At 63.2% G+C, this 13,430-nt stretch carries 12 protein-coding genes; 2 read left to right on the forward strand and 10 right to left on the reverse strand.

The window, feature by feature from the left end:
- Positions 1 to 22: 22 nt before the first annotated feature.
- From flbT (ABID59_RS15760) to flaF, 3 genes are all read right to left on the reverse strand, one after another.
- A complete protein-coding gene (gene flbT, locus ABID59_RS15760) occupies positions 23 to 409 on the reverse strand; it encodes a flagellar biosynthesis repressor FlbT (RefSeq protein ID WP_148751346.1) in 387 nt (128 codons plus the stop codon).
- Positions 410 to 680: 271 nt separating this feature from the next.
- Positions 681 to 1,046, reverse strand: a complete 366-nt coding sequence (locus ABID59_RS15765; RefSeq protein ID WP_148751345.1) for a hypothetical protein — start codon at positions 1,044 to 1,046, stop codon at positions 681 to 683.
- A 31-nt stretch (positions 1,047 to 1,077) separates the two neighbouring features.
- Positions 1,078 to 1,446: a flagellar biosynthesis regulator FlaF gene (gene flaF, locus ABID59_RS15770; protein WP_354083946.1), complete on the reverse strand. Its 369-nt coding sequence runs from the start codon at positions 1,444 to 1,446 to the stop codon at positions 1,078 to 1,080.
- Positions 1,447 to 1,838: 392 nt separating this feature from the next.
- On the opposite strand from flaF, the gene ABID59_RS15775 reads away from it, so the two are divergent.
- Positions 1,839 to 3,095 carry a flagellin N-terminal helical domain-containing protein gene (locus tag ABID59_RS15775; RefSeq protein WP_354083947.1) on the forward strand — a complete coding sequence of 419 codons (1,257 nt, stop codon included), beginning with the start codon at positions 1,839 to 1,841 and terminating at the stop codon, positions 3,093 to 3,095.
- Positions 3,096 to 3,356: 261 nt separating this feature from the next.
- On the opposite strand, the gene ABID59_RS15780 is transcribed toward ABID59_RS15775, so the two are convergent.
- Positions 3,357 to 4,604, reverse strand: a complete 1,248-nt coding sequence (locus ABID59_RS15780; RefSeq protein WP_148751343.1) for a flagellin N-terminal helical domain-containing protein — start codon at positions 4,602 to 4,604, stop codon at positions 3,357 to 3,359.
- Positions 4,605 to 4,888: 284 nt separating this feature from the next.
- Positions 4,889 to 6,139, reverse strand: a complete 1,251-nt coding sequence (locus tag ABID59_RS15785; RefSeq protein ID WP_148751342.1) for a flagellin N-terminal helical domain-containing protein — start codon at positions 6,137 to 6,139, stop codon at positions 4,889 to 4,891.
- A 317-nt stretch (positions 6,140 to 6,456) separates the two neighbouring features.
- On the opposite strand from ABID59_RS15785, the gene flbT (ABID59_RS15790) reads away from it, so the two are divergent.
- Entirely contained in the window at positions 6,457 to 6,882 is a 426-nt protein-coding gene (gene flbT / locus ABID59_RS15790; protein WP_148751341.1) for a flagellar biosynthesis repressor FlbT, read from the forward strand.
- 92 nt (positions 6,883 to 6,974) lie between these two features.
- Here the strand turns inward: flbT (ABID59_RS15790) and ABID59_RS15795 are convergent, their stop codons facing one another.
- From ABID59_RS15795 to ABID59_RS15815, 5 genes are all read right to left on the reverse strand, one after another.
- A complete protein-coding gene (locus ABID59_RS15795) occupies positions 6,975 to 8,471 on the reverse strand; it encodes a pyridoxal phosphate-dependent decarboxylase family protein (RefSeq protein WP_354083948.1) in 1,497 nt (498 codons plus the stop codon).
- A complete protein-coding gene (locus ABID59_RS15800; protein ID WP_354083949.1) occupies positions 8,468 to 9,703 on the reverse strand; it encodes an ATP-grasp domain-containing protein in 1,236 nt (411 codons plus the stop codon). The genes ABID59_RS15795 and ABID59_RS15800 overlap by 4 nt, the downstream gene beginning before the upstream one ends.
- Positions 9,704 to 9,719: 16 nt before the next feature.
- On the reverse strand, positions 9,720 to 11,324 hold the full coding sequence (locus ABID59_RS15805) for a hypothetical protein (protein WP_354083950.1): 1,605 nt from the start codon (positions 11,322 to 11,324) through the stop codon (positions 9,720 to 9,722).
- A 10-nt stretch (positions 11,325 to 11,334) separates the two neighbouring features.
- Positions 11,335 to 11,463, reverse strand: a complete 129-nt coding sequence (locus tag ABID59_RS15810; RefSeq protein WP_354083951.1) for a hypothetical protein — start codon at positions 11,461 to 11,463, stop codon at positions 11,335 to 11,337.
- A 75-nt stretch (positions 11,464 to 11,538) separates the two neighbouring features.
- Positions 11,539 to 13,422, reverse strand: coding sequence for a flagellar protein (locus ABID59_RS15815; protein ID WP_354083952.1), 1,884 nt, complete (start codon positions 13,420 to 13,422; stop codon positions 11,539 to 11,541).
- Between the last annotated feature and the right edge of the window lie 8 nt (positions 13,423 to 13,430).

Below are 13,430 nucleotides of genomic sequence, written 5' to 3' on the forward strand. Positions count from 1 at the left end.
TCGTGGAGGCTGATCAGCAGAGCTAAACGCTCTGCTTCAGCAACTCGTCCTCCCGTTTGACGAGTTTCTGGATCTCCTTCAATGAATTGTACAGAGAGCCGCTCAGGATCAGCTTGCTTGCAGCCTCGATCGACGTTCTGAAGCTTGGCACCGCCTCGAGCAGATCCTTGACGAAGCTCACATAGAGCTCCTGGTATTTCGGGATGTCGTTCTCGAGGTACATCATCTGAACGCAAAGATAGAGCCGCTTCACCGGCGTGTCGGCGGTCTCCGCGGTCAGGAGATCCTTCTCCCGCATAATCGGCGCCTCTCCCGAGATCAATAGCCTGGTTCGCGCATCTGAGTTGGTGATGAGGCTTTGGCCGATGATGATTCGCTCGAAGGGCTTCAGTTCAACTTTCAGCGCCATCGCTGTTACCTCCTGCGCTCATACCAAAAACAAGCCGTCTGCGACGAAGCGAGAGATGAAAGACTCCTGCTCCAGCGAGCTGACCAGGTTCATCGGGGGGAACCCCACCGCCGGCTGCGCACGGGCCGGCTGAGCTACTTTCGAACGGTCGGCTTGCCGGCCGTAGCGCGGATTTCCGTTGCCAAACGGTAAATGGGTTTGGTTAACGAGACATTAACTACCGCGGCGCGACAACGCGGATCGGTGACCAGGACGCTTCGCGATGCCGCGATCAGACCAGGTCGGCGTACGCCGTATTGAGCACGTTCGCTCCGGTCGCAGGATTGGTGACGACCGTCTTGATCTGCGCGTGACCGATCTTCTTCAGCAGGAACTTGGAGTCGCCGATTCGGAAGGAATTTTCCTTGATCAGCACGTCCTGGTACTGAACTGGGCCCGTGCCGCTCTGGTATTTGACCTTGGCGCGAAATCCTTGAACGTCAGAGATTGAGAACGAAAACTTCTCGCCTGTGGAATACGTCCCCTTCCAGGTTCCGGTATAAAGGGTGGAATCGACCGGAACATACTTCACATTCGATGACGAAGCCGTTGGCGCTGTCTTATAGCTGTTGCTCAGAATGCTAAGGATGTCCGCCATCGCTTGAATTCACCTCAATCGGCACGTCCGCTCAGGCGCGCCCGCTCAATCCGGCTGCAATGTTGCGGTTTATCTCGATCAACGACTTGAAGTGCTCCCGCTGGGGGCTGATCTGCAGCGCCGCTGTCTGGGACAGCACGAAGATGCTGATGTTGGCGATGTTCTGCCGAACATCCATTGGCTGCGGGTTCCCATCGCGCTGAGCTTCGCTGAGAAAGATTGTCCAGAGCTTGCGGTTATAGATCAACGCCTCGGACATCTGCACATAGCTCGCATCGGGGTCGGATACGACGGCTTGCAGCTTGTTCGCCGCTTTCAACAATGTCTGGGCTTCAATATCGCGCGGGGATGAGGTGGTACTCGCGACGCGCGCGTAGGCTTGAGCGGCAGCACTAGACATTCGTCACCTCAGCAAACCTTGTTCCGTCTGACAAGTTTCCGGACTTCCTCGTTGTAACCCCTAAAGGCGGCCAATTAAGATTAACTTACTCGCTGCCCGAATTCGCGTCATCAGATTTGACCCAGGGGAGTTTCGGGCTCGAACCAAGCGCGGCTTTCGAGATCATCGCTCACCGGTCTGTTTCGGCCGAAGCAGGATTTCCCCGGCCAGAACCGCGGCGTTGTCCAGCACTGCCCCAGCCGTCGCCGATCGGAACGTATCGTTAACCACATTTCGTAAGCAGTGGTTAATCATATTTTAAAAGCTTTTGTTCACTCTTGCGGAGGCTGAAACCACAAAGCGCATTGACCCGGACTAGGACGCCGGCGGTGCACACAAGGGAAGTCATTCAAATGTCCGACGTCGTCCTTACCGCGGCAGTCCGTCAGAACCTGCTCTCGCTGCAGGGCACCGCTGATCTGCTCGCGACCACGCAGGGCCGTCTCGCCACCGGCAAGAAGGTCAACAGCGCGCTCGACAATCCGACCAACTTCTTCACCGCCGCCGGTCTCGATGCCCGCGCCAGCGACATCAGCAATTTGCTCGACAGCATCGGCAACGGTGTGCAGGTCCTACAGGCTGCCAACACCGGCATCACCTCGCTGTCGAAGCTGGTCGATACCGCGAAGTCGATCGCCAACCAGGTGCTGCAGCAGCCCACGGGCTACAGCACCAAATCAAACATCCAGTTCACCGGCACGGGCGCTCCCACCGGGACGGGCGGAGCCACTTCCGCGGACCTCACGACAAGTAAGCTCAACGGCGGCGTTTACACGTTTACCAATTCCGCCGGCACTGCTGCCACGATCACCATCGGCACTGCCCCGTCAAGCTTCAATCCGGTGACCAAGACCGCACAGGTCCAGTCGCTGGCACAGCTCAATCAGGCACTGGCGGATGCGGGCGTCAACCTCGCGGGCTCAATCACCGGCCCTGACAGTCTGACTCTTACGTCGACCAATGATGGTGCGGGACAGGTGATCACGGGTACCGCCGCTCCCGCTGCTCCCGTCACGCTGGACGCCATCAATATCAGCGGCAATGCCGCGGGCGGTGGCGCAGGCGGTGCCGTCGTTGCGGCGGTGCCCGACCCGATCTCGCAGCAAGCCAGGGCGACCCTCGTCAGCCAGTACAACCAGATCCTTCAGCAGATTACCACCACAGCGCAGGACGCCTCTTTCAACGGCGTCAACCTGCTCGATGGCAACTCTCTGAAAATGATCTTCGACGAGACTGGCAAGTCGACGCTGACGATCGCGGGCGTGACATTCAATCCGAACGGTCTCGGCCTGAGCCAGTTGACCGCCGGCGTGGATTTCACGGACAACGTCCTGACCGGCAAGGTTCTGACCTCGCTCAATGCCGCCAGCACCACGCTGCGGTCGCAGGCCTCCGCCTTCGGCGCCAACCTGTCGATCGTGCAGATCCGCCAGGATTTCTCGAAGCAGATCATCAACGTGCTGCAGACCGGTTCGTCCGCCCTGACGCTCGCCGACACCAACGAGGAAGCGGCCAACAGCCAGGCGCTGTCGACTCGCCAGTCGATCGGGGTGTCCGCGCTCTCGCTCGCCAACCAGTCGCAGCAGAGTGTGCTACAGCTCTTGCGTTGACAGCTGAGTCCGGCCTCTCTGCGGGCGATAAAATTGGGGCGGCGAGGCTTGGCTTCGCCGCTTCTTGTTTTTGTTCTCGTTCTCGTCACAAAAACCTGTGGGCACGACGACAACTCGACCGCCCTGACAGGCTAAACGAGAAACTCGTACAGCGGCCGACGCGAGGCAGTGGCGCACGGTTTCCAGGACGACTCTCATGCAGCCAACAAAACGGCGGGGCCGAGGCCCCGCCGCAATTCCGTAGCAAGACTTTTGTCGAACTCAGCGCAGCAGCTGCAGAACGCCCTGCTGCGACGTGTTGGCGAGCGACAGCGCGGACGTCGCAATCGACTGGCGGGTCGACAGCGCCTGACTGTTGGCCGCTTCCTCGTTGGAGTCGGCCAGCGTCAGGGCGGACGAACCGGTCTGAAGCACGTTGATGATGTTCTTGTTGAAGTCCTGGCGGATCTGCACGATCGACAGGTTGGCACCGAAGGCCGACGCCTGCGACCGCAGGGTGACGCTGGCGGTGTTGAGCGCCGTCAGAACGGTGTTGGTTGCAGTGTTGTCGATGAAGTCGCTGCCCGCGGTGAGCGACTTCAGGCCGAGACCGTTCGGATTGAAGGTCACGCCCGCAATCGTCACGGTCGATTTGCCGGTTTCGTCGAACACCAGCTTCAGCGAGTCGCCATTCAGCAGGTTGATGCCGTTGAACGAAGCGTCCTGCGCCGTGGTGGTGATCTGCGTGATGATCTGGTTGTACTGGGTGACCAGCGACGAGCGCGTGGCCTGCGACACCGGGTCGGCAACCGCGGCGACAATCGTTCCGGCGGTGAATGCTGCACCGCCAGAGATATCCACCGAGGTCGACGAAGTGGCCGACGGGGCGGCATAGGTACCCGTGTTGGTGATGGTCTGGGAGGCGGCATCGTTGGCCGAGGTGAAGGTCAGCGAGCCGTTGGTGTTGAAGCTTGCGATCAACTGAACCCCCGCCGCCGAAAGTGCCGCGTTAAGGCTGCTGATCGAGTTGACGTTGCCAGCACCGGCCACGTCCGTGACGGTCAGCGTGGTCGTGCCAGACGCAGTCTTGAAAACCAGCGATTGGCCCTTCAGCGCGTTGGCGGTGCCGCTGCCGATGTTGACCAGATCGGTCGCGGTGCCCGCAGCGCCAGTCGCCGGCGCGTTGCCGGTGAAGGTGGCCTTCGAGCTGTAGCCCGAGGGCTGCTGCAGCACCTGGTTGGCGATCGACTTCGCGGTATCGACCAGCTTGGAGAGCGAGGTGATGCCGGTGTTGGCGGCCTGCAGGACCTGCACACCGTTGCCGATGCTGTCGAGCAAATTGCTGATGTCGCTGGCGCGGGCGTCGAGACCGGCGGCGGTGAAGAAGTTGGTCGGATTGTCGAGCGCGCTGTTGACCTTCTTGCCGGTAGCGAGACGGCCCTGCGTGGTCGCGAGCAGATCAGCGGTGCCCTGCAGCGAGAGCAGGTTCTGGCGGACTGCGGCGGAGAGCGTGATGTTGGACAGAGACATGCGAAACGACCTTTCTGGTGTAACTCAGCGGGCCTTCCTTGGCCGCGCATGGGGGAACCCTAGGGACGCTATGGTCAACAAAGGATAAAGCAGACCGGTCTTGGTTAACGGCCGAGGCGCTTTCGAAAAATTATGGTTAACAAACGGTCAAGGCCGGTCGATCGGTTAAGCAGCCTCCGCGGCGCCGGGCCTCGATCGATTCCGGAAAACACAAACTGCAGCGCGAAAAAAAAGCGGCGGGGCCGAGGCCCCGCCGCTCTTCCAGATCGAGAACTGCGCCGGGCTCAGCGCAGCAGTTGCAGAACGCTCTGCTGCGACTGGTTGGCCAGCGACAGCGCGGACGTCGCAATCGACTGGCGGGTCGACAGCGCCTGGCTGTTGGCCGCTTCCTCGTTGGAGTCGGCCAGCGTCAGGGCGGACGAGCCGGTCTGAAGCACGTTGATCAGGCTCTTGTTGAAGTCCTGGCGGATCTGCACGATCGACAGGTTGGCGCCGAAGGCCGACGCCTGCGACCGCAGTGTCGTGCTGGCGGTGTTGAGCGCCGTCAAGACAGTGTTGGTCGCAGTATTGTCGATGAAGTCGGTCCCGGCGGTGAGCGAACCCAGACCAAGACCGGCCGGATTGAAGGTGACGCCGGTGATCGTGGAGGTCGATTTCCCGGTTTCGTCGAACACCAGCTTCAGCGAGTCGCCGTTCAGCAGGTTGATGCCGTTGAACGACGAATCCTGCGCCGTGGTCGTGATCTGCTGGATGATCTGGTTGTACTGGGTGACCAGCGACGAGCGCGTGGCCTGCGACACCGGGTCGGCGACAGCCGCAACCACCGTACCGGTGGTGAAGGCCGCACCGCCCGAGATGTCCACCGAGCTCGACGAGCCGGCACCCGGCGCCGCATAGGTGCCGGTGTTGGTGATCGTTTGCGAGGCGGCATCATTGGACGAGGTGAAGGTCAGCGAGCCGTTGGTGTTAAGGCTGGCGGTGAGCTGAATACCCTTGCTCGACAGCCAGCTGTTGACGGCGGTGATCGAGTTGGCACTGTTGGCACCGATCACGTCCGTGATGGTCAGCGTGTTGCTCGCGCCACCTGCGGTCTTGAAGACCACGGTCTGGCCCTTCAGCGCGTTGGCGGTGCCGCTTCCGATGTTGACCAGGTCGGTCGCAGTACCGGCGGCGCCAGTTGCCGGCGCATTGCCGGTGAACGTGGCCTTCGCAGAATAGCCCGACGGCTGCTGCAGCACCTGGTTGGCGATCGACTTCGCGGTATCGACCAGCTTCGACAGCGAGGTGATGCCGGTGTTGGCGGCCTGCAGGACCTGCACGCCGTTGCCGATGCTGTCGAGCAAATTGCTGATGTCGCTGGCGCGCGAGTCGAGACCGGCGGCGGTGAAGAAGTTGGTCGGATTGTCGAGCGCGCTGTTGACCTTCTTGCCGGTGGCGAGACGGCTCTGCGTCGTCGCGAGCAGGTCAGCGGTGCCCTGCAGCGAGAGCAGGTTCTGGCGGACTGCAGCGGAGAGGGTGACGGTGGAGAGGGACATGGAAACAACCTTTCTGGCGTTACGCAACAATCGGCCTTCTTGGCCGAGGACCGGACCGTACGAAGCAAGTGATCAACGAAAACTGAATCGGTCTCGCAGGAATTCCTGATCCCGATGCCCTTCGGAGCGCATGCTTTAGGAAGGATAAAGATTCTCCACAAAACATGATGCGATCCACGGCGGCCGCCCGATCACACGCTGATCACATGGTTAACGAGCAACGAACGTGTTGCAGAAGCAATGGCTCGCATGCCAGATTACAATCTCAGCGGTGGCGCCGCGGTCGCTGGTTGCAAAAGATCGATTGGAGAACAGGCATGGCTCTCAAGGTCGAGCTCAGACCGCACGAACGCATCATCATTGGCAACTGCGTGATCACCAACACCGATCAGCGCGCCCGTCTTCTCATCAACGGCGAGAATGTGCCGATCCTGCGCGAGCGCGACATCCTCACGCCGGAGACCGCCGATACGCCGGCCAAGCTCGTCTATCTGGCGGTCCAGCTGATGTACATCTCGCCGGATCCGCAGTCCCAGCACGGCACCTATTTCAACCTGGTGCGCGACATCGTCACCGCCGTACCGAGCGCCTGGCCGATCATCGAGGGCATCAACAACCATATCATGAGCGGCGATCTGTACCGGGCGCTGAAGGATGCCCGCAAGCTGATCGCCTATGAAGAGAAGCTGCGCGACCAGTACAATGCAGCGCATCCCGAAAGCGACGTCAGCACGGCCGCCTGATCCAAGGTCTTAAGACCTAAGCTAGACGACCCGCGCAAACGACAACGGCCCCGGATCATCTCCGGGGCCGTTGTCGTTTCAGCGAGTCGCTTTTACGGCGCCGCGAGCGGCGGCGCCTCAACGTCGATCAATCCGCCGGTCCGCCGCGCGCCGAACCTGATCACGGCCGACACCAGCGCGTCGATATCCGACTCCGCGGTGCGATGATTGACGATCGCCGCCCGGATCGCGAACTTGCCGTCCAGCGTCGTGCCTGACGGTGCGGCAATGCCTGATACCTGGACATCGGCGACGATCTCCCGATTGATCGCGTCGTCGGCGCGATAGCGGAAGCAGACGATATTGAGATTGACCGGCGCAAGCAGCTCGAGACGCGGTTCGGCGAGCACGCGCGTCTCGAGATATCTTGCGAGCGCGCAACTGCGCGCGATCACCGCACCCAGCCGGTCGGTGCCGAATGTCTTCAGTGTGAACCACGTCTTCAGCGCGCGGAAACCGCGCGACAGATCCGGACCGAGATCGCACGGCCAGACAGCGCCGGCCGCAAGCCCCCTCGCCTCGCGGCTCAGATAGGCCGCCGGCTGTGCAAAGGCCTGCCGGTGCCGTTCGCCGTCGCGCACCAGCAGGAAGCCGGCATCGTAAGGCACCTGCCCCCATTTGTGGAAGTCGAGCGCGATCGAATCCGCGAACTCGATGCCCTCGAGCAGCGGCGCAAGCTCGGGCGAGAGGATCGCGAGCGCACCGAAGGCGCCATCGACGTGAAACCAGATGCCTTCTTCGCGGCACAGATCCGCGAGCGCCCTGAGATCGTCGATCGCGCCGATGTCGACGGTGCCGGCCGATGCCGTGACCAGGAACGGCTTGAAGCCAACCTCGCGATCGATCGCAATCTGCGCGCGCAGCGCGGCGACATCGATGCGATGATCGGCATCGATATCGATCTTGCGCAGCGCATCGGTGCCGAACCCGGCGATGTCCATCGCGCGGGAGATGCAGCCATGCGCGGCCTTCGACGCGTAGGCCGTGAGCAGCGCGCCGTCATTGCCGATGCCGTGCTGCCGCGCCGGCGCGCCGAGCGCGCTCGTGCGCGCAACCAGCACCGCCATTAGATTGGCCATCGACGTCCCGGTGACGAAAATGCCGCTCGCGCCTTGCGGAAAGCCGAACAGGCCGCGCATCCACTCGACGATCTGGCGCTCGACCTCGATCGGCATGTGATCGCGGCCGCCGAGATTGGCGTTGAGGCCGGCCGCGAGCATCTCCGCGACCATGCCGACGGCGGTGCCACCGCCATGCACCCAGCCCATGAAGCCGGGATGAACATTGCCGGTCGCGTAAGGCGCGACGTGCTCGGAGAATTCGCGATATACGTCCGCAAGAGAAGTCGCTTCGCGCGGCACGTCAGTCCGGATTGCCGCGCGAACCTCGTCGGGGATCGGCTGCCAGACCGGACGCGCGCGCACATTGGCGATGCCGTCGATCGCTTCATCGAGCATGCGATGGGCGAGTGCACGAAACTCGCTCCAGTCCTGCGGATCGAGCGATCCGTTCGTGGCAGATATCTGCGTGTTGCGGATGATCTCGTTCATGCTGCGCTCCCCACGCTCGTCTTTGCATGCCGCGACAGCATCGCCGTGAACGCGGCAAATATCTTGCGCATCTGCGGCGGCTTGTACGGAAACACCACCGGCGAATCCATGTTGTGCACGACGGCGGTGTTGTCGGCCTCGAACACCAGAAGCTCGCCGTTCTGGTTCTCGGCGCAGTCGACGATGAAGTAATCGAGGCCGACGCGCCGGCTCATTTCGTCTAGCGCATTCCTGTGACGTGCTGCGAAGGCACGATCGAAGTCTTGCATGAAGATGGCTTCTTCAGCGCGCTTCTCTTCGCTGAACGCCATGTAGGCGTTGAGATACCAGATGTCCCAGCGATCGGCGATCGCCATGTGGCAGGCATAAGGCTTGCCGTCGACCATGGTGAGCCGGATCTTGCGAAAGAGCCCGTCGGGACCAGCGTAGTTGACGAAACGCGCGACGAAGAAATCCTGCTCCTCCCGTTCGGCAAGATAGGCCGCGAGCGCGGAAGCATCGTCGATCTTCGCAAGCCCGACACCGGCATGCGTGCCGCGCGGCCGTGCAATCATCGGAAAGTGCAATTCGCCCGAGATCTCCGCGCAGGCGATCCGTCCTTCCGAGAGAGCCGTCAATTGCGCACGCGTCGCGTTGGCGGTCACGGGAATATCGAGACCGGGGATATCAGCCAGCAACCGATAGAGCTTGTCGCGATCGAGATTGCCGATCAGCTCGGGGCGATTGAGCAATGGACGCGGCCAGCGCGGCGCGGCTTTTTCGATCAGCGCCAGCGCTTCGCGGCATTCCTCGGAATCGGATGCGACCACGATGGCAACGTCGTGATCGGGCAGCGTTTCGGGCAAACCTGTTGTTTTGGTCACATAGAGCGTCAGGAGCTCGATGTCGGAGCCTTCGAGCAAAAATTCGATCGGCGTGTTGCCGCCCATGTCGATGTCGGCCGCCAGCGCAAGCACGCGCAAGCCCGGCTTCGGCACTGGGGCGGGCGTACGAAACAGTTGGTGGAAGGAGAGCACCTCGGACTGGATCACGAGCCCGGCTTCCTTCTCGCCCATCAGCTGGGCAATCAGCGACAGATCGAGGCCCTCGCCCGCCTGCGCCGTCCCCTCCGCGATCCGCGCCAGCAGCCGCTCGCGCAACGGATGCAGATCGACGCCCTCGAAGGCCTGGCGCGTCAAATGCGCAAAGCCGATACGGTCGGCAAAGTTCGGCGCGGCAAGCGTATGCAACATCTCACACCTATGAGGGCTACGCCGGCACAGCGGCGGTATGGTCAAGCAGCAGCTCGGTCTTCACCAGGACGTGGGCGATGCGATCGAGGATCTGCTGCACATTGCGTTGCGCTTGCGCGCAGTCGGCCGACCAGGCGTCGGTGACGAGCCGCGCGCCGATGCACAGGCGCAGCGCAGCCTGCGGCACGCCGTCCGGTTGCTCCAGCCGCACCGGCTGGCCGACGAGACAGCGTTGTGCGGCAACCTGCCGGTCCGCAGCGCTCCCGACGATGTCGCCGTTCATGTCGCGCGCCAGCGCGCGATGAACGGTGCTGGTGTCGGCGATGGACACGGGCTTGCCGTTACGTAGCAGCGTGAATGGAAAGATCGTACGCTGCGCGAACTCCTCATCGTCCGCATCCGCCTTGTCGAAGGCTGCGGGTACGGCGCGCAGCGACGGCGACAACGCGATCATGCTGTCGATGCCGGCCGCAAGCTCGGCGACCGCCCTGGCGCGGAACGCCCCGGGCACGGCGTAGTAGTTGCCGATCTCGACCAGCGCCGCTTCCCAGCGCAACCATTGGCCGAAATTCGGACGCCGTTCAAAGCGCGAGCGCAGCGCCGTCCATGTCATCGGCCAGTCGCAACGGCCGACATAGTCGAAAAGGCCCGGCGCGATACCTTCAATCCGGTCGAGCGCGCGCGACAGGCCCTTCGGCACCAGCAGCGCACCGCTGAAGGCAGGCCCGCCAAAGAACTTCGAGCCTGTTATCAGCACCATGTAACCGCGATCGAGATAGGAGCGCAGCCGCCGGCGGCCGAGCCGCGCCTGGCAGGCATCGACGACGACCTGAACCTTGCGCGGCCAGCGCCGCGCGATCTCATCGAGGCAGGCGGCACTCGGCGCGCGCCAGCCGAGCTTTGACGAATCCATGATGTGCAACAAAACGCGCCGGCCTTGCGCGAGGCTGTCCTCGATTGCACGCATCACCTCGGCGTCCGCGTCGGTGCGCATCGCGAGGCCCGAATTGGCGTCGCGCAGCGGCACCGCGATGCTGTCGCCGGCGAGGCCCGCGATCGCAGCGTCCTTGCGCACCGCAACGCCGCTCGCCGTCATCGCGCTGAAATGGTGCCCGCGTGCGGTATGCGCCGTGCCGCTGCCGGTCTGGTCGGCCCCGACCACGATGGACACCGGCGGTCCGCCGAGCACCGCGTGCGCCAGGAACAAGGCATGGAGCTGGGAATCGGTACCCGACGGCGAGAACACGACATCGACGTGCGGCGGGAGCTGGAAGTGACCGCGCAATTCGTCGCGCATATCCTCGCAGCGCCGGTCGAAGGTGATCTCGACCTCGTCGAACAGCGATTTGTGGACCAGCTCCTCGCGCGCCAGCGCGGCGCGGTCATAGGCCGCCTGCGAGATCGGCGATGCCGTAGATGAAGCGAAATTCCAGATCTCGGGTTCTGGGGACGGTCCGCAGCCATAAGCGTTGACGCGATCTCCGGGATCGAGCGCCAGCCGCTGGTCCCCGCCGGAGGCGAGCAGCGTATCCAGCGGCGTGAAGAGATCGCGCAGGCGATAGCGCGAGCCGCCCTCGGACGCTGGCTCGATGTCTGATAGGCGGGATGCGCCGATGCTCATCCCGCCAGGCTCACGCCGCGTCGGCCGTCGCGGCGGGCGCCGCTGCAAATCCCGAGGCGATGTTGCCGTGGAACACCCACGGCAGGACCGGCCCGCCGAAGCACGGCGTGACCGCCACGAGTTGCATCCGATCCCACATCAATGGCTCCGCCAGCGCCCTCAATCCTCACCAAGACGTAAACAGGCATGGTTAATGGAGCCTTAACGCGTGCTCCTACAGGAACTTGACGAGCGACAGCTGCGCGAGCTTTGAAGTGGTCTGGTAGGACGCCTGGAGCGCGTTCTGAAGTGACAGGATTTCGCTCGCCACCTGGTCCGGCGGGGCCGACTCGGCCTGGTCGATCATGGTCTGGAGCTGCGCCTTGGCCTGGGTCTGCCGCGCGGTGGCGTCCTTCATGGTGTTCTGGGCCATCGCGATATCGGTCTGGATGTCCTCGATTCGCTGCTGTCCAGGCTGCGGCGCAAGCGCCTGAGCCACCCTCTGGCTCAGCGCCGAGACCTGTCCACTGGAATAGGTCCCGGCCGGCGAGGTCGAGAACGTGCCGAACACAGCGACCGCCTGCAACTGCCGCCGGATCGCGTCCTCATCGGCCTGTGCGCCATATTGAATCGTGATGGAATCGTCGACCCGTGCCACCGCGGTCGAGCGCGGCGAGCCGGGCCCGTCATTGCCGGTGTACCATTTCACTGTCGTGGCCGAGCCGTTCACCAGCGTCGTCGCCGAGCTCGCCGGCGAAGAGCCGACGCGCAGCGGCGGTTGCGTGGCGGTGATCGGCAACGTGCTGAAGCCGAGCGCACCCAGCGCGGCCACAGCGCCCGGGGTCGAGCCCGATATGCTCAGGCTCGCCGCATCATCGGTGTTGATCGTGATCGAACCGCCATGGACGGTCGACGGCTTCGAGGTCCCCGTGATCTGGTCGATCTTGCTCATCAGGGTCTGGATGCTGTCCGTGACGTTGAGCTGGTTGCCGGCCGCGCCTGACGCGACGAAGCTCAGCGTGGTGCCGTTGACCGTGATGGTGTCGCCGACAGCAAAACCCGGCGAGATCGAGTTCGAGGGAGCCGTGCCGGACAGCGCGGTCGCCCCGCTGATCGGTGCGGGCGGGGCCGCCTGGTTGTTCTTGGCAGTGCCGATCGCAGAGCTCGCGGTATTGAAGAAGTTGTCGCCGGCGGTCACGGCGGATGCCGCCACCAGCGAGGTGTTGGCGAGCTTCGTGATCGCGGTGTTCAGCGCCGTATTGAGGTTCGCGGCGGTGTTGTTGGGGATGGTCGGATCGATCGCGAAGCTTCCCGCCGGCGTCGGCGTCGCGCTGGACGCAGTCAGGTCGATCTGCTCGGTCGAGCCGTCCGGCAGCGTGAACTGAACGCTGAGCTTGTCGCCGTTGTTCGGGTTAACGCCGTTGAGATCAACGGAGAACGACACCGGCGAGCCGCTTGGGCCGGTGACCGTCGCGCCCGTCAGCGTCGACGAGACCGCGGCGATCTTCAAGCCGAACGGCGATCCCGCGACGTCCTCCGACACCTTCACCGAGCTCGGCGTCGGCTGCGTCTGCACCAGCCGGCCCATTCCGTTGGCACCGAGATCTGCGGCCTGGCGCTCCGCCATCACGGTCTTGAAGCCCGCCTGCGTCGTGGTGCCGTTGATGATGTCGCCGGCGTCGGTGACCGACGGCGTGTTGACCGCGGTTCCGGAGAACAGATAGCGGTTGCCGGACTGCGTGTTGAGGACGCCGATCATCGAGCCGAACTGGGCGGCCGCGGTGTTCTGCGCAACCGTTTGGCCGTTGACGTTGAGATCCTGCGACGTATTCGCGGCGCCCGTCTGCGCCGTGCTGCGGATCGTCGTCAGCGCCTGCAACGCCGTGTTGGTGAGGTTGATGTTGACGTTGACGTTGGTGATCGTGTCGGTATAGGCGTCGATGTTGGACAACTGCGCGCGCGAGGCGATCGCGAAGCCCTCGTTGGTGCCCATCCCCGAATAGTTCTGCGACAGCTTGCCGGTCGAGAGCTGCGTCGACAGATCCGTGAGCTGCTGATTGATGTTGCGGATCTGCGCGCCGAGGACCGACGAGGAGTAGTTGATGCTGCTGATCGACATGTTTCGTC

It is taken from the genome of Bradyrhizobium sp. S3.3.6 (assembly GCF_040546905.1).
GTDB classification, from domain to species: Bacteria; Pseudomonadota; Alphaproteobacteria; order Rhizobiales; family Xanthobacteraceae; genus Bradyrhizobium; species Bradyrhizobium cytisi.

Excerpts from the sequence above, each read along its gene's own strand:
- ABID59_RS15810 (WP_354083951.1), bottom strand. The coding sequence starts at position 11,463 with ATGTGGGATCGGATGCAACTCGTGGCGGTCACGCCGTGCTTCGGCGGG.
- flbT (WP_148751341.1), top strand. The coding sequence starts at position 6,457 with ATGGCTCTCAAGGTCGAGCTCAGACCGCACGAACGCATCATCATTGGC.
- ABID59_RS15805 (WP_354083950.1), bottom strand. The coding sequence starts at position 11,324 with ATGAGCATCGGCGCATCCCGCCTATCAGACATCGAGCCAGCGTCCGAG.
- ABID59_RS15800 (WP_354083949.1), bottom strand. The coding sequence starts at position 9,703 with ATGTTGCATACGCTTGCCGCGCCGAACTTTGCCGACCGTATCGGCTTT.
- ABID59_RS15815 (WP_354083952.1), bottom strand. The coding sequence starts at position 13,422 with ATGTCGATCAGCAGCATCAACTACTCCTCGTCGGTCCTCGGCGCGCAG.
- flaF (WP_354083946.1), bottom strand. The coding sequence starts at position 1,446 with ATGTCTAGTGCTGCCGCTCAAGCCTACGCGCGCGTCGCGAGTACCACC.
- ABID59_RS15795 (WP_354083948.1), bottom strand. The coding sequence starts at position 8,471 with ATGAACGAGATCATCCGCAACACGCAGATATCTGCCACGAACGGATCG.
- ABID59_RS15775 (WP_354083947.1), top strand. The coding sequence starts at position 1,839 with ATGTCCGACGTCGTCCTTACCGCGGCAGTCCGTCAGAACCTGCTCTCG.
- ABID59_RS15780 (WP_148751343.1), bottom strand. The coding sequence starts at position 4,604 with ATGTCTCTGTCCAACATCACGCTCTCCGCCGCAGTCCGCCAGAACCTG.
- ABID59_RS15765 (WP_148751345.1), bottom strand. The coding sequence starts at position 1,046 with ATGGCGGACATCCTTAGCATTCTGAGCAACAGCTATAAGACAGCGCCA.
- flbT (WP_148751346.1), bottom strand. The coding sequence starts at position 409 with ATGGCGCTGAAAGTTGAACTGAAGCCCTTCGAGCGAATCATCATCGGC.
- ABID59_RS15785 (WP_148751342.1), bottom strand. The coding sequence starts at position 6,139 with ATGTCCCTCTCCACCGTCACCCTCTCCGCTGCAGTCCGCCAGAACCTG.